Annotated in this window: 20 protein-coding genes and 2 pseudogenes; 13 read left to right on the plus strand and 9 right to left on the minus strand. The window is 35.2% G+C overall.

What is annotated here, in order from left to right; all coding sequences use genetic code 11:
- Positions 1–6: 6 nt before the first annotated feature.
- The 10 genes from FNW21_RS09320 to FNW21_RS09365 all read left to right on the plus strand — a co-directional run bounded on the left by FNW21_RS09320 (position 7) and on the right by FNW21_RS09365 (position 12,307).
- A complete protein-coding gene (locus tag FNW21_RS09320) occupies positions 7–1,236 on the plus strand; it encodes a lipopolysaccharide biosynthesis protein (protein WP_144256471.1) in 1,230 nt (409 codons plus the stop codon).
- Positions 1,227–2,342, plus strand: a complete 1,116-nt coding sequence (locus FNW21_RS09325) for a glycosyltransferase family 4 protein (protein ID WP_144256472.1) — start codon at positions 1,227–1,229, stop codon at positions 2,340–2,342. Before FNW21_RS09320 ends, FNW21_RS09325 begins: the two co-directional genes overlap by 10 nt.
- On the plus strand, positions 2,342–3,631 hold the full coding sequence (locus FNW21_RS09330; RefSeq protein ID WP_144256473.1) for an O-antigen ligase family protein: 1,290 nt from the start codon (positions 2,342–2,344) through the stop codon (positions 3,629–3,631). The genes FNW21_RS09325 and FNW21_RS09330 overlap by 1 nt, the downstream gene beginning before the upstream one ends.
- 131 nt (positions 3,632–3,762) lie before the next feature.
- Complete coding sequence (locus FNW21_RS09335) at positions 3,763–6,126, plus strand: hypothetical protein (protein ID WP_144256474.1); 2,364 nt, start codon at positions 3,763–3,765, stop codon at positions 6,124–6,126.
- The gene (locus FNW21_RS09340) at positions 6,123–6,818 is read left to right on the plus strand and encodes an acyltransferase (protein ID WP_144256475.1); all 696 of its coding nucleotides are present in this window, start codon (positions 6,123–6,125) and stop codon (positions 6,816–6,818) included. Before FNW21_RS09335 ends, FNW21_RS09340 begins: the two co-directional genes overlap by 4 nt.
- Positions 6,811–8,052: a glycosyltransferase family 4 protein gene (locus FNW21_RS09345; protein WP_144256476.1), complete on the plus strand. Its 1,242-nt coding sequence runs from the start codon at positions 6,811–6,813 to the stop codon at positions 8,050–8,052. The genes FNW21_RS09340 and FNW21_RS09345 overlap by 8 nt, the downstream gene beginning before the upstream one ends.
- Complete coding sequence (locus tag FNW21_RS09350; RefSeq protein WP_144256477.1) at positions 8,040–9,110, plus strand: glycosyltransferase family 4 protein; 1,071 nt, start codon at positions 8,040–8,042, stop codon at positions 9,108–9,110. Before FNW21_RS09345 ends, FNW21_RS09350 begins: the two co-directional genes overlap by 13 nt.
- A 120-nt stretch (positions 9,111–9,230) precedes the next feature.
- Entirely contained in the window at positions 9,231–10,442 is a 1,212-nt protein-coding gene (locus tag FNW21_RS09355; RefSeq protein WP_144256478.1) for a DUF1972 domain-containing protein, read from the plus strand.
- Positions 10,443–10,445: 3 nt separating this feature from the next.
- The gene (locus tag FNW21_RS09360; protein WP_144256479.1) at positions 10,446–11,525 is read left to right on the plus strand and encodes a glycosyltransferase family 4 protein; all 1,080 of its coding nucleotides are present in this window, start codon (positions 10,446–10,448) and stop codon (positions 11,523–11,525) included.
- Positions 11,526–11,728: 203 nt separating this feature from the next.
- Entirely contained in the window at positions 11,729–12,307 is a 579-nt protein-coding gene (locus FNW21_RS09365) for a hypothetical protein (protein ID WP_144256480.1), read from the plus strand.
- 11 nt (positions 12,308–12,318) lie between these two features.
- On the opposite strand, the gene FNW21_RS09370 is transcribed toward FNW21_RS09365, so the two are convergent.
- The 5 genes and pseudogenes from FNW21_RS09370 to ruvC form a co-directional block, all read right to left on the minus strand.
- On the minus strand, positions 12,319–12,681 hold the full coding sequence (locus tag FNW21_RS09370; RefSeq protein ID WP_144256481.1) for an MmcQ/YjbR family DNA-binding protein: 363 nt from the start codon (positions 12,679–12,681) through the stop codon (positions 12,319–12,321).
- A 105-nt stretch (positions 12,682–12,786) separates the two neighbouring features.
- Positions 12,787–13,548: a cyclase family protein gene (locus FNW21_RS09375; protein WP_144256482.1), complete on the minus strand. Its 762-nt coding sequence runs from the start codon at positions 13,546–13,548 to the stop codon at positions 12,787–12,789.
- Positions 13,549–13,659: 111 nt separating this feature from the next.
- Positions 13,660–14,037 (minus strand): annotated as a pseudogene (locus FNW21_RS09380) (GxxExxY protein).
- Positions 14,038–14,087: 50 nt separating this feature from the next.
- A complete protein-coding gene (gene hemW / locus FNW21_RS09385; RefSeq protein ID WP_144256483.1) occupies positions 14,088–15,257 on the minus strand; it encodes a radical SAM family heme chaperone HemW in 1,170 nt (389 codons plus the stop codon).
- Entirely contained in the window at positions 15,254–15,808 is a 555-nt protein-coding gene (gene ruvC / locus FNW21_RS09390; RefSeq protein ID WP_144256484.1) for a crossover junction endodeoxyribonuclease RuvC, read from the minus strand. Before ruvC ends, hemW begins: the two co-directional genes overlap by 4 nt.
- A gap of 101 nt (positions 15,809–15,909) precedes the next feature.
- On the opposite strand from ruvC, the gene FNW21_RS09395 reads away from it, so the two are divergent.
- Together FNW21_RS09395 and FNW21_RS09400 are read left to right on the plus strand one after the other, a co-directional pair.
- The gene (locus FNW21_RS09395; RefSeq protein ID WP_144256485.1) at positions 15,910–16,857 is read left to right on the plus strand and encodes a hypothetical protein; all 948 of its coding nucleotides are present in this window, start codon (positions 15,910–15,912) and stop codon (positions 16,855–16,857) included.
- Between the two features lie 9 nt (positions 16,858–16,866).
- Positions 16,867–17,973 carry a glycosyltransferase family 2 protein gene (locus FNW21_RS09400; RefSeq protein WP_144256486.1) on the plus strand — a complete coding sequence of 369 codons (1,107 nt, stop codon included), beginning with the start codon at positions 16,867–16,869 and terminating at the stop codon, positions 17,971–17,973.
- Here FNW21_RS09400 and FNW21_RS09405 read toward each other — a convergent pair.
- Positions 17,966–18,679 carry a DUF4184 family protein gene (locus FNW21_RS09405; protein ID WP_144256487.1) on the minus strand — a complete coding sequence of 238 codons (714 nt, stop codon included), beginning with the start codon at positions 18,677–18,679 and terminating at the stop codon, positions 17,966–17,968. The two genes, FNW21_RS09400 and FNW21_RS09405, sit on opposite strands and share 8 nt — an antisense overlap.
- Positions 18,680–18,682: 3 nt before the next feature.
- Positions 18,683–19,165: a hypothetical protein gene (locus FNW21_RS16330; protein ID WP_185963912.1), complete on the minus strand. Its 483-nt coding sequence runs from the start codon at positions 19,163–19,165 to the stop codon at positions 18,683–18,685.
- A gap of 83 nt (positions 19,166–19,248) precedes the next feature.
- Here FNW21_RS16330 and FNW21_RS09415 point away from each other — a divergent pair, with 83 nt between their 5' ends.
- Positions 19,249–19,749, plus strand: coding sequence for a DUF456 domain-containing protein (locus FNW21_RS09415; RefSeq protein WP_144256488.1), 501 nt, complete (start codon positions 19,249–19,251; stop codon positions 19,747–19,749).
- A gap of 139 nt (positions 19,750–19,888) precedes the next feature.
- Here FNW21_RS09415 and FNW21_RS09420 read toward each other — a convergent pair.
- Both FNW21_RS09420 and darG read right to left on the minus strand, forming a co-directional pair.
- A pseudogene (locus tag FNW21_RS09420) lies at positions 19,889–20,128 on the minus strand (hypothetical protein); the annotation flags it as partial.
- A 9-nt stretch (positions 20,129–20,137) separates the two neighbouring features.
- Positions 20,138–21,175 carry a type II toxin-antitoxin system antitoxin DNA ADP-ribosyl glycohydrolase DarG gene (gene darG / locus FNW21_RS09425; protein ID WP_144256490.1) on the minus strand — a complete coding sequence of 346 codons (1,038 nt, stop codon included), beginning with the start codon at positions 21,173–21,175 and terminating at the stop codon, positions 20,138–20,140.
- Positions 21,176–21,185 lie beyond the last annotated feature (10 nt).

Below are 21,185 nucleotides of genomic sequence, written 5' to 3' on the forward strand. Positions count from 1 at the left end.
TCAATTATGAATCGCATCCAGAAAATACTGTTTTCTCCTTCCTTCTTGGTTCTCGCGGATCAAGTAATTTGTAGCGGAACCAATTTTTTTTTGACATTGGTTTTGGCTCAAAAACTGGATATCAAAAATTTTGGACTGTTTGCTACACTTGTGCTTTTAAGCTATTTGGCCATGAGCATAAGCAATGCTTTGTTGATTCAGCCTTTTCAAGTTGCTATTGCAAAAATTACACAAAAAAAGGAATACCAAGTGTCATTATTCCTTGGACTAATGGCTTTGCTGCTTTTATTCATGTTGTCAGTGAAGTCGTTAGTCCTTTTTTTACCAAAAACCAATGTGTATGTTTTACAATCTAATGCTATTATTTGTTATATTCTTGGCTTTTTGATCAATGATTTTTTTAGAAAATTATTCTTGGGTTTGTCCAAAATCAAAAGTGCCTTTGTCATGGATGTGCTTTTTACCGCTCTCCTGTGTATTGCTTTTGTGGGCAAACAAAAACTGCAATTGCATGAAGTACTTTGGATTATTGGTCTAGCCAACATGGCAACTTCTTTGCCAGGAATACTATTTATTGTTCGCAATTATACCAGACCTGTTTGCTGGAAACAATTTGCCGCTGCTCATTTTGCACAAGGCAAATGGCTCTTTAGCGTTGCGCTTTTACAATGGTGTTCGAGTAACTTTTTTGTATTGGTATCTGGAATTTATTTAGGAATCGAAGCACTTGGCGCCTTGCGTTTGGTACAATCTTTTTTTGGGGTAATCAATATTGGCTTACAAACGGTCGAAAATTATTACCTCCCAAAAGTGGCGCAACTGTATGCAGATAGTGCTTCCAAAGCCAAAAAATACTTGTTGGAAATTACCACTATTGGTGCCGTTTTTTTTAGTATAATACTCGTTATTTTATTTGTTTTTTCGGATCGAATTATCGTTTTGGCTGGAGGATTAAAATATCAAAATTACGGCTATGTGGTAAAAATTATGTCCGTTTTATACTTCTTTATTTTTTTGAGTTACCCCGTTCGCATTGCCATCCGAATATTAGTTTTAAATAAAATTTTCTTCTTTGGGTATGTGCTTTCATTCGTTTCTTCCTTGGCAACTTTTCATTTTTTGCTGCGGTATTCTGGGCTTTACGGAGCGGTTTCTGGACTTATTATTAATCAAATCATAATGATTTTGTATTGGCAAAATCAATTGAAAAAAAACTCCTTTCAGTTATGGAAATAATTCATGTAGTATTAGGAAAAGCCAATCCGCAACGGATGAATGGCGTCAACAAAGTGGTGCATCAACTGGCAACACAACAACGTAGTTTTGGCGAAACGGTTTCGGTTTGGGGAATTTCAAAAGATGGTAAATATAATTTTGAAACCCGCAATTTTGAAACCCGATTGTTTCAAAAACAACGCAATCCTTTTGCTTTTTCTAAAGAATTAAAGTCGGCTTTAGTAGCTAAAAAAGGGAAAGCCGTTTTCCATTTGCATGGCGGTTGGATTCCGGTTTACTACTCGATAGCCCAATTTTTATACCAGCACACCATTGCATTTGTGTTTACACCGCATGGGGCGTACAACACTATTGCCATGAAAAGAAGCTTTTGGTTCAAAAAAGTATATTTCCGTTTTTTCGAAAAAAGAGTGTTGCAACATACCACTCAAATTCATTGCATAGGAAAAAGTGAAGTTACTGGTTTGAACAAAATTTTTAAAAACAAAAAATCAATTTTACTTCCGTACGGGTATGAAAACAAACAAAAGATAACGCTCAAAGACACGACCAATGGCACTATCGTTTTTGGGTTTATTGGCCGATTGGATATTTATACCAAAGGATTGGATACTTTACTCAAAGGATTTCAAAAATTTCATAAAAACCATCCTGATTCCCAGCTTTGGATTGTGGGCGATAGCAATGAAAAAGCGGCTTTAGAAAAACAAATCAAGACGCATTCCTTAAGCGAATGTGTGACGCTTTACGGAAGTAAATTTGGAAAAGAAAAAGAGGATTTGCTGCAACAAATGGATGTTTTTGTGCATCCATCAAGAAACGAAGGGTTGCCACTTTCGGTTATTGAGGCGGCGAGTTTTGGCAAACCGTGCATCGTTACTGACGCTACCAATATTGGCAATTTGGTCGAAAAATACCAAGCTGGAAAAACAATTTATTACCAATGTAGCAAGCAACTCGAAGCCGCCATGAATGCTGTTTTTAAAGGGTGGCAAATTCCATTAGATTTTTTAGAGATGCAACGCAACTCCATAAAAATGGTCGAAGAAAACTACAACTGGGAAAAATTGATCACACAGTTTCATACTGACTTATACAAAATATAATGACTACAACAGTTCCCAATCACGACGCATTCCTAAAGCGAATCAACACTTATATGTTCCTTATTTTATTGTTGATGGTAGCCTGTTTTTTTACGTGGAGCGAAAACATAAACATAACCCGCGCCATAAAAGTGGTGGGTAGAATGGGGTTAATGCTGTCATCGATTGGGGTTTATTATAAAATTATTAGGTATGGCGCAGTAAACACAATGGGCTACAAAAACATTTTTTCACCGCTGTTTTATCTTTCGTATATGGGACTTGGCTTCTTGTCTTTTATGTGGAGCACCAATCCTGGATTTAGTGCTTTACAATGGTTTATGACGTTTCAAAGTTTGGTTTTTGCTTATTTTTTTATAAAAAGTATCAAAGTACTAGATTCTTTTTTTGAAGGACATCCTATTCGTTTGTACCACCTTTTAGGCAACACGGTTTTTGTATTGCAATTGATTTTTGTGGTTGGAATGTGGATTGATCCTGACACTTTTTTCAGGTTGACAAATGGTGGCGAAGAAGCCCGTTTGGGTGGCGTAATGATGAACCCCAATGAACTTGGAATGCTTGCTGGAGTTGGGGTGGCGTGTTTAATTTTTGATTTGTATCGAAAACAAAGTAAGGTTTGGACTATCGTCAAAATTTTGGTTATTTGCTATGCATTATTCATGACAGGATCGCGCTCTTCCCTAATTGGAGTGCTTCTAATTATCTTTTTTCACATCAATCAAACCAAAAAACAAGGCTTAAAAATGGCCATTATGGGCGGCGTGCTGTTAGTGATTCCCTTTGCTGTTAACCAAATTATTTTGAAAGGTGGCGACAAAGCTAGAATGGAAGAAATCCTAACTTTGACTGGAAGATTGCCTTTTTGGCAAGCACTCATCAGCGAAGGATTGCCTCGAGAACCACTTTTGGGTTTTGGGTATATGCGTATTGATTACAAAGAATTTTTTCAAAGTGTCCATACTTATCCCGGCAAAATGACGCACAATACCTTCATGCAAGTTTTAATGAATTTAGGATTTATTGGACTTTGTATTGCTATTTTTCAAATGTTTTTTACGCTTCATGCTTTTTTTTCGGAGCCTAAAGAAACGCGATTAATGCTCATTGGGATTCTAATTCCGGTAATTATCAATTCGTTTACTGAATTTGGAATTTTTGGCGAAAGTAACTATGGAATCCTGTTTTACCAAATGATTATTTTCTCGGTATCGTTCAAAAATAATGCGCATTTAACCTCGCTACAAAAACTCTATTTGCGAAAAAGAAGACCCGATTTAGTCGTTTAGCGATTCCATTAAAAATAATTTTTCCAAAATATGGAAAAAAAACACTATCATAACACTCAAAAAACCCTTGTGAAATAAGGGTTTTTTGTTTTGGCACGGTTTTCCAAATAGGTATAGTATAAAGAAACACTATGGAAACTATTTTTAAAACTATTGGGTTCACAATTGCCGAAACAACGAACAATGTTGCTGCCAAAAAATTGGATTTGTTGTACATCAAAAACCCTGATGGGACACCAAGATGGATTTGGGAAAAAAACCAAAAGCATCCTTTGTTTTTAAAATTCTACGCTACCAGCAGTTATAGAGCCCAACTATTTGCGGCTGGGATACGGTTTTTGTTTTACCTGAAACTTCAAAAAATAGTTTTTGCGGGAAAATCCTTTTGGGTGACCAATCAAACCAATACTTTGTTCCAGCTACAATCCAATTGGGCTTTGTTTACCGGAACGGTTGGCCCTAATAATAAAGCTATTTTGTATGCCAATGCTTGTTTTTATAAAATAGCCATGACGCCATCGGCTCAACAATTAATTCACAACGAACACGCCATGTTGCAAGAGGTATGTGGGACAATTCCCAACTTGATAACGCCCGAATGTATTCAAATATCGGAGGAAATCATCCAACTAACCGATGTTTCTACCTTAGGAAAACGAACTAACGAATGCACGCTTGCGCACCTCAACCTTTTATCCAGAATGAGTGTTGTTAACAACAGGACGGTTGCGCTTGAAGATTGGGACTTTTTTACTACGCTAAAAAATGAGTTCCAACTCCTAAACGACACCCGAATTCCTGCAAATATGATTCGGAAAATCAATTTACTTTTAGAAAACACCAATCCAAATGAAAAAATAACGCTTTCCCTTTCGCATGGCGATTTCACCCAATGGAACCTATACGAAGCCGATACAAAAATAGCCCTTTATGATTGGGAGTTGGCTAGTTTTGAGCGAACAAAGGCGTTTGATTATTTTCATTTTATGATTCAAAATGGTGTGATGGTCGAGCGAAAATGCTGGTCAGAAATTTACAAAACCATTAAAGAAAATTGTTCTGGTGCTTTTGCAACGACATTGTTCAACAATGAACTCGAGGAATTAAACCGGTATTTAAAGTGGTATTTGTTGCTCAATTGCCAGTATTATTTAAAAGTATATGCCTCCCAACCCAAATGGCATGCGCAAATAGACTGGTTACTATTGGTTTGGAACGAAGCCTTAAACACCTTTTTGACCAATCAAAAATCAGCGAGAGAATTGCTTATTATGGACGTTTTTGATTCCCTTCAAAATCAGGAATATGCAGGTTTAAAAGTGGGTAACTACTATCCCGAAAAACTGCCTGAAAATGCCGATATTGATTTGATTGTGACCCAAAAAACTAGTAAAAATCTGATGAATTACATTCAAAACCATGCGTTGGTCGCCAATAGCACCTTTTGCAAAAAATCATTTATGAATAGTGTTTTGGTTTTTTTGACGGACGGCTCTTTTTTGGCTTTAGACCTCATAACCCAACTAAAAGTCAAAAATCTAGAAATAGGTGACGCCAAAGCAATACTAGCCAACAGTTTTCGCAATAATCACGGCGTAAAAAACGCTTCGGAAAGCGATACTGCTCGATTTATTGCTCTTTTTTACACCCTTAATGGCGCAAAAATTCCAGCAAAATACCTCGCTTTACAAACGTGTATTCAAAATTCAACAGCCCCTTTGGATGTGGTACTCCAAAAAAGTCCAAAAGAAGTGCTTCATTTTATAAAAAAAACCAAACCAAATCGCGCTATGAATTTCATTAAAAACACGTTAAATTACGGAATTGATACCTTAAAAGATAGCAGTAACAATAGGGGTTTTAGCATCACTTTTAGCGGAGTTGATGGTGCTGGAAAATCAACTGTAATCGAAAATATTGCAGTAATTATCGAAAAACGACTTCGCAAGAAAGTGGTTGTTTTGCGCCACCGCCCTTCGGTTTTGCCCATATTGAGTGTTTGGACAAAAGGCAAACAAAAAGCCCATCAAGATGCAGTAGAAAGTTTGCCAAGACAGGGCCAAAACCAAAGCTTGCTTTCGTCTCTTTTGCGGTTCTCCTATTATTATTTGGATTATCTATTAGGGCAATTTGTGGTGTATTTCAAGCATATTTTACGCGGTGATGTGGTTCTTTATGATCGGTATTATTTTGACTTTATAAATGACAGCAAGCGAAGCAATATAGTGCTACCAAAAAACATTTCTGTTTTTGGATACCGCTTTTTATTGAAACCAAAATTCAATTTTTTCCTTTTTGCGGATGCAGCAATCATTTTAAAACGAAAACAAGAATTAAGCAAAATAACTATCGAAAAATTGACTCAAGAGTACCAGCTTTTATTCGAGTCGCTTCAGTCCCAAACTACTTCGACCGTTTATACCAGTATTAACAACGTAGAATTGGAGCTGACCTTGCAACAGATTCTAACCACTATTACTCAAAAAAAATCATGAAAACGCTCTTTTTAAAAATCATTCAATTACGAAATCCAACTTTTTCATTTGATGAAACCTTAAGTTCTCGCCTATTGCTATCTTTTATTTGGATTCAAATGTGGAGTTTTTTGCGGGGATTAAAAGTTCTTTTTTGGTTTCGAAACCCCAAAGGAATGCTCTTGGGAACAGGCGTTTCGTTGACCTACAGTTTTAAAATAAAATGGGGGAAATTCCTAAAATTGGGCAATCAAGTACAGCTATCGGCTTTGAGCAAAAACGGTATTCAACTGGGTGACAATGTAAGTATTGGTGCTTTTAGTCGGGTAATTGTTTCGACTTCGCTTAATGCTATTGGCGACAAAATTGTGATAGGAAACAATGTTGGGATTGGCGAATTTGCTTATTTGGGAGGTGCTGGCGGACTCGAAATTGGCGATGAATGTATTGTAGGACAGTACTGGAGTTGCCATCCCGAAAATCATAATTACAAAGACACAACTATCGCTATCCGCCAGCAAGGGGTTAGCAGAAAAGGCATTAAAATAGGCAAAAATTGCTGGATTGGCAGTAAAGTAACCATTCTGGATGGCGTACAAATAGGCAACGGAAGTATTATTGCGGCTGGAAGTGTAGTTACCAAATCATTTCCTGACAACAGCATACTTGGTGGTGTTCCTGCCCAACTTTTAAAAAATAAAAACCATGAGTAACCCAACTATTGTCGCCACCTGTTATGCCGTAAATCCGTATAAAGGTTCCGAAGACGGAATGGGATGGAATTTTGTGTATCAAATTGCTCGTTTCAATACTGTTTTTGCTATTACTAGAGAAAACAACCAAGAAGCGATAGAAAAATACATGCGTCACAATCCAGATCCTGTTTATGACAACATCACTTTTTTGTATTTTGACTTGCCTTATTGGATGCGTTTCTGGAAAAAAGGAGGGCGTGGCGCAATGCTCTATTATTATATGTGGCAAAAAGGAATTGTAAAATTCATACAAAACAAAAAATTGATTTTTGATATTGCACACAATGTTAATTTTCACAACGATTGGACGCCTAGTTTTTTATATCAATTAAAAAAACCAATGGTTTGGGGCCCCGTGGGACACCATCCTGCTATTCCCAAAACGTATTTACAATTAGCGACCACTACGTTCAAACTTAAAGACAAAGCCACTTGGTACATCAAAAAAGCATTCTGGAAATGGTCGCCTGCATTGCATAAAACCATAAAAAACGCTAGTCATATTTGGTGTATGAATACAGGAGTTCCTGAAGTTTTAAAACTAGAAAATGACTCTTTTTCGGTGTTTCCATCAGTTGCTTCAGAGGATTTTTATACGGATATAATTCCAAAAAAAGCTCATTTTAACCTTATTAGCGTCGGTCGTTTTGTACCACTCAAAGGTTTTGATTTAAGCTTGCATGCTTTCGCTGCTTTTATTAATTCGCTTACGATTTCCGAAAAAAAAGCCTGCCACCTAACACTCGTAGGATCTGGAAATGAGATAGGGTTGTACCGCACTATTATTGCTCAAAATGAAATGGAATCCTATGTAACCATAATAGAATGGATTGACCGAGCCGAGCTAATGAAACTTTACGAACAGTCAGCTATTTTCCTGTTTCCATCCCACGAAGGCGCTGGCATGGTTGTCGCCGAAGCATTGTCATTCGGTTTGCCCGTTATTTGTTTGGACAACCAAGGTCCAGGACAATATATTGATGAAAACTGCGGTTTTGCCATTCCAGAAGCTCCCTATATGGAAACCATTTTAGGTCTAAAAACCGCTATTCAAAAATTATACTCAAGCCCCAATTTGTTGTATCAAATGAGTGGTAATGCTCGAAAAAAATACCAAGAACGCTTTACTTGGAACAGTCGAGGCGAATATTTACAAACCATTTATAATCAATTGCATCCATGCGAATCATAGCCATACATTTATTAAACGATTACAGCGGCAGCCCAAAAGTATTAATGCAATTGCTCAACGGCTGGTGCAAAAAAAACATCGAAACCCACTTGTACACCTGCGGTGGAAGAGACGGATTCTTGTCTGGGGTTGAAAAAGTAAAAACACATTTTTTTTGGTATCGCTTTGCCAAGAATCCGTTGTTGCGACTTCTTTTTTTGATGACAAGCCAATTTATTTTGACCATTCAATTACTGATTAAATTACAAAAAAATGATATTGTTTACATCAACACGGTACTGCCCTTTGGAGCTGCAATCGCAGGAAAAATAAGAGGTTGCAAGGTAATGTATCACATTCATGAAACCACTATGAAACCCAAAATCTTAAAACTATTCCTTTTTGGGATTGTCAAGATAACCGCTACAGAGGTGGTGTATGTTTCTTATTTTCTAGCCAATAAAGAACCCTTAAATGTTCGAAAAAATGTCATTTATAACGTCTTGGAAAGTCAGTTTATGCAACAAGCGCAATTGAATTTAAAATCAGAAAAGAAATCAAAAATTGTCTTGATGATTTGTTCCTTAAAAGCCTATAAAGGAGTTCATGAGTTTTTGAAATTAGCCCAAATAAATCCACAATTCACCTTTAAATTGGTGGTCAACGCTTCGCAAAATCAAATCGAGGACTATTTTATAAAAGATACAATTCCAAGTAATTTAATTATTTATCCAACCCAGAAAGACACCCATAATTTTTATAAAGAAGCCAGTGTGGTCTTGAACTTGTCGGATACAAACTTGTGGGTAGAAACTTTTGGTTTAACCGTACTTGAAGCCATGGCGTATGGTTTACCCACCATAGTTCCTCCAGTTGGTGGCGTTGTAGAACTGGTTAAAGAAGGCAAAAATGGCTTTTTGATTGATAGCAAAAATAGCGTGCTACTATCAAAAAAAATCAACGAATTGTTTCAAAATTCAGTTTTATACCATGAAATGAGTAAAACAGCATTGGAGTACAGTAAATTCTTTTGTGAAGACTATTTCGAAAACGAATCCACCCGAATTCTTTCCAATTAATATTATTTTTCCATATAGTGGAAAATAAAATCGTGTTTTAAATTATTAAAACTTTAAAAATCAGTACTTTAAAAAAACAGTATGATTTTTGGCATAAGACAATCAAACGATTCAATAAAAATGCAAAAAAATAAAATAGCCATTATTGGCACCGTAGGATTACCCGCAAAATATGGCGGATTCGAAACACTTGCAGCGCATTTAGTAACGCAGCTGTCCAGCAAATACAACTTTACAGTGTATTGTTCCAAAAAAAAGTATACCAAACAAGAACGAATTCAAACGTATAAAGGAGCGAAATTAAAATACATTCCGCTCGAGGCCAATGGTATCCAAAGCATTCCGTATGACACCATTGCCATACTTCATGCGGTATTTACATCGGATGTCTTGTTGATTTTGGGCGTTGCTGGCGCTTGGATATTGCCATTTGTACGCTTGTTTACCAATAAAAAAATCATCATTTCGATAGATGGAATCGAATGGAAAAGGGACAAATGGTCAACTCTCGCCAAACTATATTTGTGGTGGGCCGAAAAAATGGCCGTTCGCTATTCGCACATTGACATTTCCGATAATGAGTCCATTCAGGATTATACTGCGCTGCGGTATCAAACCATTAGCAGGGTAATTGAGTATGGTGCAGACCACACTTTGATGGTAAAACCAACGCTAGAAGATGTTCAAAAATATCCTTTTTTACAAGAAGAGTATGCTGTAAAAGTATGCCGCATCGAACCCGAAAACAATGTTCATCTTGTGCTGGAAGCTTTCAAAATGGAGCAAAAAACTAATTTAGTCCTTGTTGGCAATTGGAACAACAGTGCCTATGGCAAAGCACTGAAAAAGCAGTATGAAAATTGCAACAACATTTCGCTATTTGACCCCATTAACAATCAAAGAGAAATTGATTTGATACGTGGAAATGCAAGTTTGTACATTCATGGCCATTCGGCTGGGGGAACCAATCCGTCATTGGTAGAAGCCATGTATTTACAATTACCTGTTTTGTCCTTTAAGGTTTCGTATAACATTACAACTACCGAAAATAAAGCACTTTATTTCTCAAGTTCCGAGGAATTAATCGGCCAATTAAATACCCTTTCGAAAACCAAATTAAAGCAATTGGGCACCGATATGAAAGCCATCGCCAACCGAAGATATACTTGGAACACCATTGCAAAACAATACGATTATTTAATCCAAGAAGCTCTAATTTCCGAAGAGAAAAGCAGTGTATTTTCAAAAATTCAAAAACTAGATCCTCTTTTTTTACAAGAATTTCAATTGTCACATTTACAAAACAATACTTTTTTTTACGAAAACAGTTAACAAATGAAAACACTTATAACTTTGCTCTCCTTTGGGACATTGTCCTTCTTATTAACGGTGGTCTTCATACCACTATTAAAACGAATTGCCATACAAATCAATTTGGTAGACAAGCCCAATTATAGAAAAATCCATACCAATACCGTTCCTCTTATTGGCGGATTAGCCATTGCATCAGCAGCAATTATTGTAGTATTTATATCCGGGAACTTGTTGCCCATACTACAAGAATATGCCACGATACTTACCGCTGGTTTTATCTTACTCATTGTAGGCGCCATAGATGACAAAAATGATATTAGTGCCAAATACAAACTTGTAATCCAAATGCTTTTGGCATTAATAATTGCGTTATCAGAAAATCGAATTACCTCTCTTTACGGTCTTTTTGGCGTGTATGACATTGCCGTTTGGGTGCAATATGTGCTTACAATAGTAGTGATTACAGGTGTTGTAAATGCGTTTAACTTAATGGATGGCGTCGATGGATTAGTGGGAGGATTATCCGTATTGGGTTTTTGCCTGTTTTTACTAACGGCCATTTATTTTAATGATTATTTTTTAGGGTTTTTGAGCGTGATTTTTATTGGAGCGACAATTGGATTTTTAAAATATAATTTATCCTCCAAAAAAATATTTATGGGCGATTCCGGTTCGCTTTTTTTGGGATTTATTTTGGTAACCATTGGCATTCATTTTATGAAAAAACAAACTATAACCCACAATTACGAGTATGCTTATGGTTTTTTGCTTCTAATAACCTTCTTTTCTATTCCGGTTCTAGACTCAATTCGGGTGTATTTGGGACGCATCAAAGAGGGAGATTCTCCTTTTAAAGCAGACAAATCTCACTTGCATCATTTGCTTTTGCGTATTGGTTTAACACATAAAAAAGTAGCGTTAACGGTAATCACTTTTTGCTTACTATTGTTTTTTATTGGTTTTGGTTTAGTAACTTATTTTTCGACCACTTTAATCATTTTGGTAACTTTTCTTGTGTTTTGGACAATTATCAAAATACTGTTTATGATAGCTAATTTACAAGAATGGAAAGGGACACTCAAAAAATTAGAACAACGTTAATTATTTTAAAAAATTGATTTTCAGTGTATTAATAACAAAAAGGAATTCATTTCATAAAATTAATTAGTTAAAAAAGAGTTTTTTTGTCATTTGTTTTTTTTCAAAACTAAAAAAATAGCCAAGTAACTGTAAGTCCCAAAATTGATTCTTGGTTTAAAAGGCAATCCTTTTGTATATTTGCATTTATCAAATCTAAACCACGCATGATTCGATTATATCCAAACGAACAAGTAAAGGAATTCAAAGTACATGAATCCCTAAAATTCCGTTACGCAATTACAAGTCACGGCCGATTAATTAGTTTTAAAGAAACCATCACCAATGGGAGGCTCCTTAATGGCGGGTTGCTAGATGGCTATAGAATTTTTAGGTATAAAGTGACAATGGACACCAAAATTGCAAATAAACATCACTTTTTTTACAAACTAATTGCCGAAGCTTTTTTGCCTAAAACCTCCGAAGACCAACAATACGTCCTGCATTTAGATTATGTGCGCGACAATGATACTTTGCGCAATCTAAAATGGGCAACTCGAGAGGAAATGCTGGAACACGGCAAAAAAAGTCCGCACGTTATCCAAGCCAAAAAAGATTTATTAGCGTTCAATCACAAATCCGATGGTAAAAAATTGACCATTACCAAAGTGATGTTGATCAAAAAACTACTCCAAAATCCAGACCGAAAAACACGTTTGAAGATGATTGCCAAACAATTTGGCGTTAGCGAAATGCAAATTAGACGCATCCAATCTGGAGAAAATTGGGGGTATGTAAAAATATAATTCGGATTAATTTACCCCTTAATTTCGCCTTGTATTTTCTTGGACAAACTGCTTACAACCAAATCGTAGGAATGATTTATCAACTCTTTGAGCAGCAAATCTGGAACATCTTGATTAACGGCAAGGGTATTCCAATGGACTTTACTCATGTGAAAACCAGGTTTTATCCCCTCGTATTCGGCTCGTAATTCCTGTGCTCGTTCTGGATTGCATTTCAAATTGAGTGATGGCGTGCCTTTTTCCCATTGCAATAAGGACGATAGGGCAAACATTTTTCCGCCTACTTTAAAAACCAAAGTCTCTTCATCAAAAGGAAAATGTTCCGTAACGCCTTTTTTCGAAAGGCAAAATTCATAATAGGTTTCTAGGTTCATTAGATTTTAGATTGAAGATTAACGATTTTAGATTGCGGATTTAACCACAAATAAAAGTGACTGCGAAGATTTAAGAGTGTGTTTTCAAATCAAAAATCAGCACTCTTAAATCAGCATTCTTAAATTATATAATAAGGGTTTGCTTGGACTCGCATCATTCTCAAACGAAGCGATTTGCAAATTCAATACATAACTGCCGTCGAGAATGGTATTTGCTACAAAAATCATTTCGGTAATCGTGCAATCCAATCGCGCATCGTCATTAAGATTTTCGATATTTTTTACGTTCCAAAACGCTTTGTGCACCAATAATTTCCCTTCATCGCGCTCTTTATCTACACTAGGCAAATCGATTAACAAATGCTGAATTCCCATTTCTCGAATAAATAGCGCCGCATCTTCAGATAAATAGGGTGGATTAGTATTCGAATATTTTAAGGTTTTTTTTTCGTCTAAATTGGGTAATGTTCTAATGATTATGGCTTCGGGAGTTGTTCCGTTCAAAGCTTTTTCAACTTGATTTTTGGTAATTACAAAATCATCTTCGTGCTTTTCGGGTGAAATAGAAATCAATTCTGCTAGAAAGAAAAACTGTTTCAAACATTGATTGATACTGTAAAATTCTCGTGTAATATGCCCCAAACATTCGGTGTGAGTTCCGTGTCCGTGCGGATTGAAGATGATATTGTTGAAATTTGTCGAAGCTCCTTTTGAAACTTTACCAATCCATTCCCCAAAAACAACAGGTTCAATTACTGGTTTTTCAAGGTACCAAGCAATGGGGTTTTGGTCGGAATTAGTCAACGGAATCGAAATATCAATGGGTTTTGAAAAGTCGATTTCGAAATTGTTTATTGTTGCTTTCATAGTTTTTAACCGCAAAGAGCGCAAAGGTTTACGCAAAGGATTTTATAATTTTATACTTCTATGGTATTTGAGCGCAAAAGATTACGCAAAGTTTGCAAATAAATTGTTTGTCTAAAGATTATTTACCACTCTTCTAATTCCATTTTTAATCAAAACTACATTGAAGTTTATTAGTAATCCTAGCTTACAATCCGTTAATTTTAAATATGTTAAAAGTTGTGCAAAATGAATATCATTCAACGCTTCAACAGATTTGATTTCTAAAATTAATTTATTTTCAATAAGTATATCTATTCTATAACCAATATCTAATTTTACTTCTTCGTATACCAATGGTAATGCTTTTTGCTTTTGAACATCTAATCCAGATTTCTTTAATTCATAGTATTAACATTCTTCATAGGCGCTTTCTAAAAGTCCTGGACCTAAATTTTGATGCACTTTCAACGCACAATCAAAAACAATTCTAGATAATTCATTTTCTGACATAATAAAACTTTGCGGACCTTGCGTAAACCTTTGCGAACCTTGCGGTTAAGTTATTCCAAATTTAGGCAAAAAAGGTCTGATGCAATTCCATCGGTCAAAAACTTTCCTTTCTTGGTGGGTTTTAAAATCTTCTCGATAGGATTCCATCCAAAAGTAGAATCACTCGAAGTGACGATTTCGAGTAACTCATCATCCAGAAATTTTTGCGCCTGTTTTTGCAAATAAATCGAATACTCATTTCCAAATTCGGTTGCAATTCGTTCCAATGAAACACCCCAAATCGTTCGCAAACCCGTCATAATATATTCGTTGTAACGGTCGGTTTTGGACAAAATTTCCGTTTCGCTGGGCAATTTATTTTCGTCTAATGATTTTAAATATAACGCATTATTTGAAATATTCCAACTACGGGAAACGCCATCATAACTGTGTGCCGATGGGCCAATGCCAAGGTATTTTTTGCCCAACCAATACGCCGAATTGTTCTTCGAAAAATAATTCTCTTTTCCAAAATTAGATAATTCGTAATGAATAAACCCTTTTGCTTCCAGCGTTTCTACCAAAATTTGAAATTGTTCTTGAGCAACATCATCATTGGGTTTGGCAATTTTCCCAGTTTGAATAAGTTTGTTCAAAGCGGTTTTGGGTTCGACCGTCAAAGCGTAACTCGAAATGTGTGGTATCCCAAAAGACAATGCGGTTTCAATGTTTTGTAACCACTTTTCGTTGCTCATTTTTGGAATTCCATATATCAAATCGAGCGAAATGTTGTCGAAATATTTGGTCGCTTCTTTCAGGCATTTTCTGGCCTCCGCCGAATTGTGAGCACGATTCATCATCACTAAATCATCCTCAAAAAAAGATTGAATTCCAATGCTTAATCGGTTGATTGGGCTTTTAGACAATGCTATAATTTTTTCTTCGGACAAATCATCAGGATTAGCTTCGAGTGTGATTTCGGGATTTTCTGCAACGGTATAGTTTTTATAAATCACAGCAATCAAAAAGTCTAAAGCTGCAAGCTGCAATACCGATGGCGTTCCTCCTCCAAAATAAATCGTTTCTACGGCTTCGTTAGCAAACTCATTTTTACGAATTTGTAATTCTTTGGCAATAGCCAAAACCATCTCGTCCTTCTTTTTCATCGAAGTCGAAAAATGAAAGTCGCAGTAATGACACGCCTGCTTGCAGAATGGGATGTGAATGTAGATACCGCTCATTTTTTTACTCGGTCTTCATTATTTTTCACAAAAGCATCCCAACCGGTATAGTTTTTTTCGCCCACCACTTTTCCAGAATTGAAAAAATGACAAACCGCTGCCGCCAAACCATCGGTTGAATCGAGGTTTTTGGGTAATTCTTTTAGTCCTAGAAGTTGTTGTAGCATTTTAGCCACTTGCTCTTTACTGGCGTTTCCGTTTCCTGTAATAGCCATTTTTATTTTCTTGGGTTCGTATTCCGTGATGGGAATATCTCTGGAAAGTCCCGCTGCCATTGCCACGCCTTGTGCTCGTCCCAATTTTAGCATTGATTGTACGTTCTTTCCAAAAAACGGTGCTTCAATGGCAATTTCGTCAGGATGATGCGTATCGATGAGTTCGATGGTGCGTTCAAAAATGATTTTCAGTTTCTGGTAATGGTTGTCGTATTTGGACAATTGCAGTTCGTTGAGTTGTAGAAACTGCATTTTTTTATTGACAATTTTGATCAATCCAAAACCCATAATCGTGGTTCCAGGGTCAATACCTAATATGATGCGTTCGTTTGCCATAAATATTTTGCCACAAAGGCTCAAAGTCACAAGGTTTATTTGTTATTTTACGAATTAATTTATTTACCCATAATTCCCCGCCGCGGCGGGGTTGGGGGCTTATGATTTCAATTCCACACAAAACTAAACAATTCCTAGTACTTCTAATCAAACTTTTGGTTGTAGGTGCTGCGTTTTATTTTATTTATGACCAACTGGCGCATAACGACCAGCTTGATTGGGATAAATTCTTGGTTTTATTTCGCAAAAAGCAATCGGTTTTAGGGATTTCTTTTATCTTGTTGTTGAGTATTTTGAATCGGTTTTTCGAAATCTTGAAATGGCAAAATTTAGTTTCTTATTTTGATAAAATATCGGTGTCCGAAGCTACAAAACAAGTTCTGGGCGCACTAACCGCAGGGATTTTTACTCCCAATGGTGTAGGCGAATATGCTGGAAAAGCGATTTTTTTTAGCAAAAAAGAAACTAAAAAAATCATTTTCCTAAACCTGATTTGCAACGGAATCCAGATGATTTTGACGGTTGTTTTTGGTGCATTTGGGTTATGGTTTTTAGGTTATACATTTTGGTTTTTGGTAATTGTAGGCATGACTCTTGGGTTTTGGCTCTTGGCTTTTGGCTTAAAAGGAATTAAAATCAAAGGCTATTCAATTGCGAAATTAATTCAAAAAATCAATGAAATTCCAAAACCGATTCATCAAAAAAACATCTTTTTAGGCACGTGTCGCTACTTGGTTTTTTCGCACCAATACTACTTTTTGTTCGTCGCTTTTGATGTGCATTTGCCTTATTTTATACTCATGGCGACTATTGCAACGGTGTATTTTCTGGCTTCCTCACTACCTAGTTTTCAGTTTTTGGACTTTGCCGTAAAAGGAAGTGTGGCGGTATATTTCTTTGGAATTCTTGGGGTGAACCAATGGATTGTGGTTTTTGTCACCACGCTAATGTGGTTTTTGAACGTAGTTTTACCCGTAATTATAGGAAGTTATTATGTATTTAATTTTAAAATCCTTACCCCGACTCTCGCCAAAGCTGACGAAACTTAAAAAATAATTATGATTACAATTGTTTTATTTTTGATTCTGTTTATTTATGTGATGGCTATTGCACTTTTGATATATGGATATTCCAAAATTAATTCTTTTGAATCTATTGGCTTAAAGCCAAAAACCAAATTCTCAATTCTAGTTCCTTTTCGGAATGAAGCTCAAAACCTGCCTTTTTTATTAGAAAGTTTCTCGAAACTGAACTACCCAACGGAATTATTTGAAGTACTATTGATTGATGATTTTTCAAGCGATAGGTTTGTCGTTCAAAATTTGCCGTTTACAGTTACAGTTATAAAAAACAGTCGGATTTCAAATTCTCCCAAAAAAGATGCCATAACAACGGCTGTGAAATTCGTAAAAAACGACTGGATAATCACTACAGATGCGGATTGTATTGTGAATGAAAACTGGTTATTGACTTTAGATAATTACATTCAAAATCACGATGTTTCAATGCTTGCTGGCGCGGTAACGTATGCTTGCAACAATTCGTTCTTGTATCATTTTCAGCAGTTGGACTTGGCTAGTTTGCAAGGCGCAACGATAGGGAGTTTTGGTTTAGGAAAAGGATTTATGTGCAATGGAGCCAATTTTGCGTACACAAAAACCTTTTTTTTAGCACTAAATGGCTTTGAAGGAAATGATAGCATTGCTAGTGGCGACGATGTTTTTTTGTTGCAAAAAGCCATTGCAAAAAACCCTAAAGCGGTTCATTATTTAAAATCCAAAAACACGATTGTTACAACCAAACCTTTGAACGATTGGAAATCTTTATTTTACCAACGCGTTCGTTGGGCGTCTAAAACGGGTTCGTACCAAAGCCGTTTTGGAAAAGGATTGGCAGTGGTTGTTTTTGCTGGAAATTTGAATTTGGTTTTTGGATTTGGTTTTTTGGTTTTGAGTTGGGTTTCGTTTCAAAATATAGTCTTGTTGTTCCTTTTGAAATTTATTGTTGATACAGTATTAATATATAAGGCAAATATTTTTTTGACTACGAATAGAATCCTTTTTTTAGTTTGGAGTAGTTTGTGGTATCCTTTTTTTAGTGTTTCTGTAGCCTTGTATTCGTTTTTTGGAAAATATGAATGGAAAGGAAGGCGGTTTTCTAAATAATATTCGTTTTTCTAAAAAGCAAACTTGCAACAATTATCCCTAAAATTGTTGTGCCAATTAAACTAACAACAATTGCTCCTATTTGAGAAAATGATAATCCAAAATGCAATCGAATTAGCATAAAAAGGAAACTAAAAAAAACAACGAAAATCCAATATTTCGAGTCTGATTTTACTGCTACAACTTTGTTATCAGGCAACTTATAACCATAATACAAAATAAAAATCATACCGATTAATGAACTCAAATGTTGCATTATTTTGTATAAAGGAATGCTGTTTATTTGCAATCGCAAAAAAGGAATTTGAGCGACAAAATAGCCTGATTTATGAGTAAATGAGTCCCACAAAACATGCGAAATAGCTCCTATTAAAATTGATAGTAAAACATTCAAAAAATTTGTTTTTAAATAATCCATCCATTTTGTGCTCTTCAAAAGGGTTAATTTATTTTGAAAAAACAAAGGCAAATTTTCTATAAATGGTTTTTTAATTATTTGATGAAAAACCAATGCAAATAGTAGTCCAACAGGTAAATTAAAAAAGAATAATCCCAAAAAAGTATGACTACAATCGCTTTGTACTTTCATCCGAATAAAATACTCAAAATCAGGACACAAAGAGCCTATTATTAATCCAGTTGCCGAAAGTTTTTTTTCTTTTAAAAATGGCAAAATAATAGCTGGATGAGAAAAAGTAAACGGCATCAGTTACTCCACTTTTAAAATTACAGGCAAAATAAACTGTGTTTTTACAGGAATTCCTCGTTTGATGGCAGGATTTACTTTAGGAAAATTGACCAAACGCGCTTTGAGGATACTATCAATTTTTGCGGTATCATAGGCTACAGAATCTTTAGGAAATTGTGGTTCAAATTGTAGGCTAGCATTAGGAAAAACAGTCACTTTTACCTCTATAGTGTCTAATTCGGGATACAAGATTGCCAATGTATCTGTGTCTAATTTTTGTTGAATGAGTTGGGTTAGTACTTCAAAAAAACAGTGTTGCCGTTGTTTCTTGTCTACTATTTTATCACAATCGGATACGGATGGATATTCGTCGACTTCTTTCCAATTAATTCCTTTCAATTCCTTTTGCAAAAGAGCCTTTTCGGACGGAATTTGCTTGTCAAAATACTGACAGGAATTAAAAAATAAGGGCAACAAGAATACTATTAGAATTATTTTTCTCATATTCGTTCACAAAACAACTGCTGTTTTAAAATTTGATTTAAAAGTACACTTTTAATTTTTCAAAAATACTAAAAATTAATTTTATGGATATTCTTCTGCTATTTATTGGTTTTTTCTTAATGATTCTGGGGATTTTTGGGAGTTTTATGCCTGTTTTACCTGGCCCAACTTGTAGTTGGATTGGTTTGCTTTTGCTTTATTTTACAAATGCAGTTTTAGCAAATTATTGGGTTTTAGGCATTACTTTACTCATTACCATTGTCCTTACAATATTAGATTATATAATTCCTGCCCAAGGAACCAAGCGTTTTGGTGGGAGTTCCTATGGGGTTTGGGGGACTAATATTGGACTGGTCGTTGGTGTTTTTACCCCTATTCCGTTTGGGTTTCTTATTGGGCCATTTCTAGGCGCATTTTTGGGTGAGCTACTCTATGATTACAAAGACCATAACCGAGCGCTGAAAGCGGCAACGGGATCTTTTATAGGATTTTTGGCGTCTAGTTTTATGAAATTTGTGTTTTGTATGGTGTATTTCGGGTTGTTTATTTGGATTTTTTGGAAAAATCGGTCGGGCTTTTTTTAAGAATAGCTTCCCTAAAATAGGAAATTTTTCTGAATCTTAATTTTCTTAAAAATGGCATTACTTTGCTAATGAAATTTTTAAATCGGACATTTAATCAAGGAAAATCATCCTTTTAAGAATGTTTTTTAATATCCAAAAATTAAGATTTTCCTCCCAATAACTCCATCAATTCCAAAGCTCTCCTGGTAGTTTTTACATTATCAAAAGTCAACAAAAGGCGTAATCCTGCCGGAGTTTGCTTTTCTTTCATGACACAAATACTACTATTTTTTTGGACAAAATCAATCATTTGCTTAAACCGTTTGGACGTATAATAATCCGATTGTTGATTGGTCACAAAATAGCCAATCATCTTGCCTTTTTTCATCACCAGTTTCTCGGCCAACTTTTAGGAGATATTGTTGCCGATTTTTTGTAGATGCTTTATCGATATATGAATATATTTTGGATTAGAAAATAAACTTCTTTTTCTATCACTCCAAAATTCTAGCTTTTTAGTCAATTCATCTATATTAGTGGTATTATACTTTGTTGATAAATAATCTAAACTTGAAAGTAATTCTAAAGCAAAATCAGAATAAAAACCATTAAGAAATTTGGTTGTTTTGTTTGCTATTTCTGATAAATTTTCATTACTTTCTATGTGCTTTTTAACATCATCATAGCCGTCGGCAACTAATGTTATAGGTTCAAATGGTTTTTTGTTCATATCACTATATCCCATAATATAACTGCCATTTAAAATATTAAGTACATATTTAACTTTTCCAGAGTAAGGCCCATAGAAATTAGGTGTAAATTGTAATTTAAAGTACTTCTCTGCGCCTAGTTTTTGTAAAAAATAGCACACTTTTTCACTAGAAAATTCAGACACATACTCACCGTTTTTTACCAAATCATACAATATGTATAATAATAATGCTCTAGCATCAGTTAGTTTAATCCGTTCACTTTTTAGGTGTTCTTTTATAATTGCAGTGGGTTCGTAAACTAAAACATCAATATCAATCTTACTTAATTTTCCTTCTATTATATTTTTTACTCTTTCCCATTCCAAACCACCATTTCCAGCACCAAGTGGTGGAATTGCAATACTTTTAATATTATTTTCTAGTAAAACATTTATTAAATCATCTAAACCCGCCTCTATGAATGAATATTCAGAAGGCTTTCTCCAGCTTTGTTTAGTTGGAAAATTAATAATATACTTTGTACCAGATGTAATGTTACTATCTTTTGTAACGAACAAATTACCAATAGCAACAATTTTATCTTTACAAGCTTGTTGATATAATTTAAAATTTATTGGAAATGCATTTTTAAACTGCAAAGCAATACCTTTACCCATAACCCCATCAGTGTTTACAGTATTAACGAGTGCTTCAGCATCACTATCGAATATATTTCCAGTTACGTATTTTATCATAGTTGCAAGA

Source organism: Flavobacterium restrictum (assembly GCF_007097245.1).
GTDB classification, from domain to species: Bacteria; Bacteroidota; Bacteroidia; order Flavobacteriales; family Flavobacteriaceae; genus Flavobacterium; species Flavobacterium restrictum.

What these genes read in the sequence shown, in the direction of transcription:
- FNW21_RS09320 (WP_144256471.1), top strand. Translation starts at nt 7, where the DNA reads ATGAATCGCATCCAGAAAATACTGTTTTCTCCTTCCTTCTTGGTTCTC.
- FNW21_RS09325 (WP_144256472.1), top strand. Translation starts at nt 1,227, where the DNA reads ATGGAAATAATTCATGTAGTATTAGGAAAAGCCAATCCGCAACGGATG.
- FNW21_RS09330 (WP_144256473.1), top strand. Translation starts at nt 2,342, where the DNA reads ATGACTACAACAGTTCCCAATCACGACGCATTCCTAAAGCGAATCAAC.
- FNW21_RS09335 (WP_144256474.1), top strand. Translation starts at nt 3,763, where the DNA reads ATGGAAACTATTTTTAAAACTATTGGGTTCACAATTGCCGAAACAACG.
- FNW21_RS09340 (WP_144256475.1), top strand. Translation starts at nt 6,123, where the DNA reads ATGAAAACGCTCTTTTTAAAAATCATTCAATTACGAAATCCAACTTTT.
- FNW21_RS09345 (WP_144256476.1), top strand. Translation starts at nt 6,811, where the DNA reads ATGAGTAACCCAACTATTGTCGCCACCTGTTATGCCGTAAATCCGTAT.
- FNW21_RS09350 (WP_144256477.1), top strand. Translation starts at nt 8,040, where the DNA reads ATGCGAATCATAGCCATACATTTATTAAACGATTACAGCGGCAGCCCA.
- FNW21_RS09355 (WP_144256478.1), top strand. Translation starts at nt 9,231, where the DNA reads ATGCAAAAAAATAAAATAGCCATTATTGGCACCGTAGGATTACCCGCA.
- FNW21_RS09360 (WP_144256479.1), top strand. Translation starts at nt 10,446, where the DNA reads ATGAAAACACTTATAACTTTGCTCTCCTTTGGGACATTGTCCTTCTTA.
- FNW21_RS09365 (WP_144256480.1), top strand. Translation starts at nt 11,729, where the DNA reads ATGATTCGATTATATCCAAACGAACAAGTAAAGGAATTCAAAGTACAT.
- FNW21_RS09370 (WP_144256481.1), bottom strand. Translation starts at nt 12,681, where the DNA reads ATGAACCTAGAAACCTATTATGAATTTTGCCTTTCGAAAAAAGGCGTT.
- FNW21_RS09375 (WP_144256482.1), bottom strand. Translation starts at nt 13,548, where the DNA reads ATGAAAGCAACAATAAACAATTTCGAAATCGACTTTTCAAAACCCATT.
- hemW (WP_144256483.1), bottom strand. Translation starts at nt 15,257, where the DNA reads ATGAGCGGTATCTACATTCACATCCCATTCTGCAAGCAGGCGTGTCAT.
- ruvC (WP_144256484.1), bottom strand. Translation starts at nt 15,808, where the DNA reads ATGGCAAACGAACGCATCATATTAGGTATTGACCCTGGAACCACGATT.
- FNW21_RS09395 (WP_144256485.1), top strand. Translation starts at nt 15,910, where the DNA reads ATGATTTCAATTCCACACAAAACTAAACAATTCCTAGTACTTCTAATC.
- FNW21_RS09400 (WP_144256486.1), top strand. Translation starts at nt 16,867, where the DNA reads ATGATTACAATTGTTTTATTTTTGATTCTGTTTATTTATGTGATGGCT.
- FNW21_RS09405 (WP_144256487.1), bottom strand. Translation starts at nt 18,679, where the DNA reads ATGCCGTTTACTTTTTCTCATCCAGCTATTATTTTGCCATTTTTAAAA.
- FNW21_RS16330 (WP_185963912.1), bottom strand. Translation starts at nt 19,165, where the DNA reads ATGAGAAAAATAATTCTAATAGTATTCTTGTTGCCCTTATTTTTTAAT.
- FNW21_RS09415 (WP_144256488.1), top strand. Translation starts at nt 19,249, where the DNA reads ATGGATATTCTTCTGCTATTTATTGGTTTTTTCTTAATGATTCTGGGG.
- darG (WP_144256490.1), bottom strand. Translation starts at nt 21,175, where the DNA reads ATGATAAAATACGTAACTGGAAATATATTCGATAGTGATGCTGAAGCA.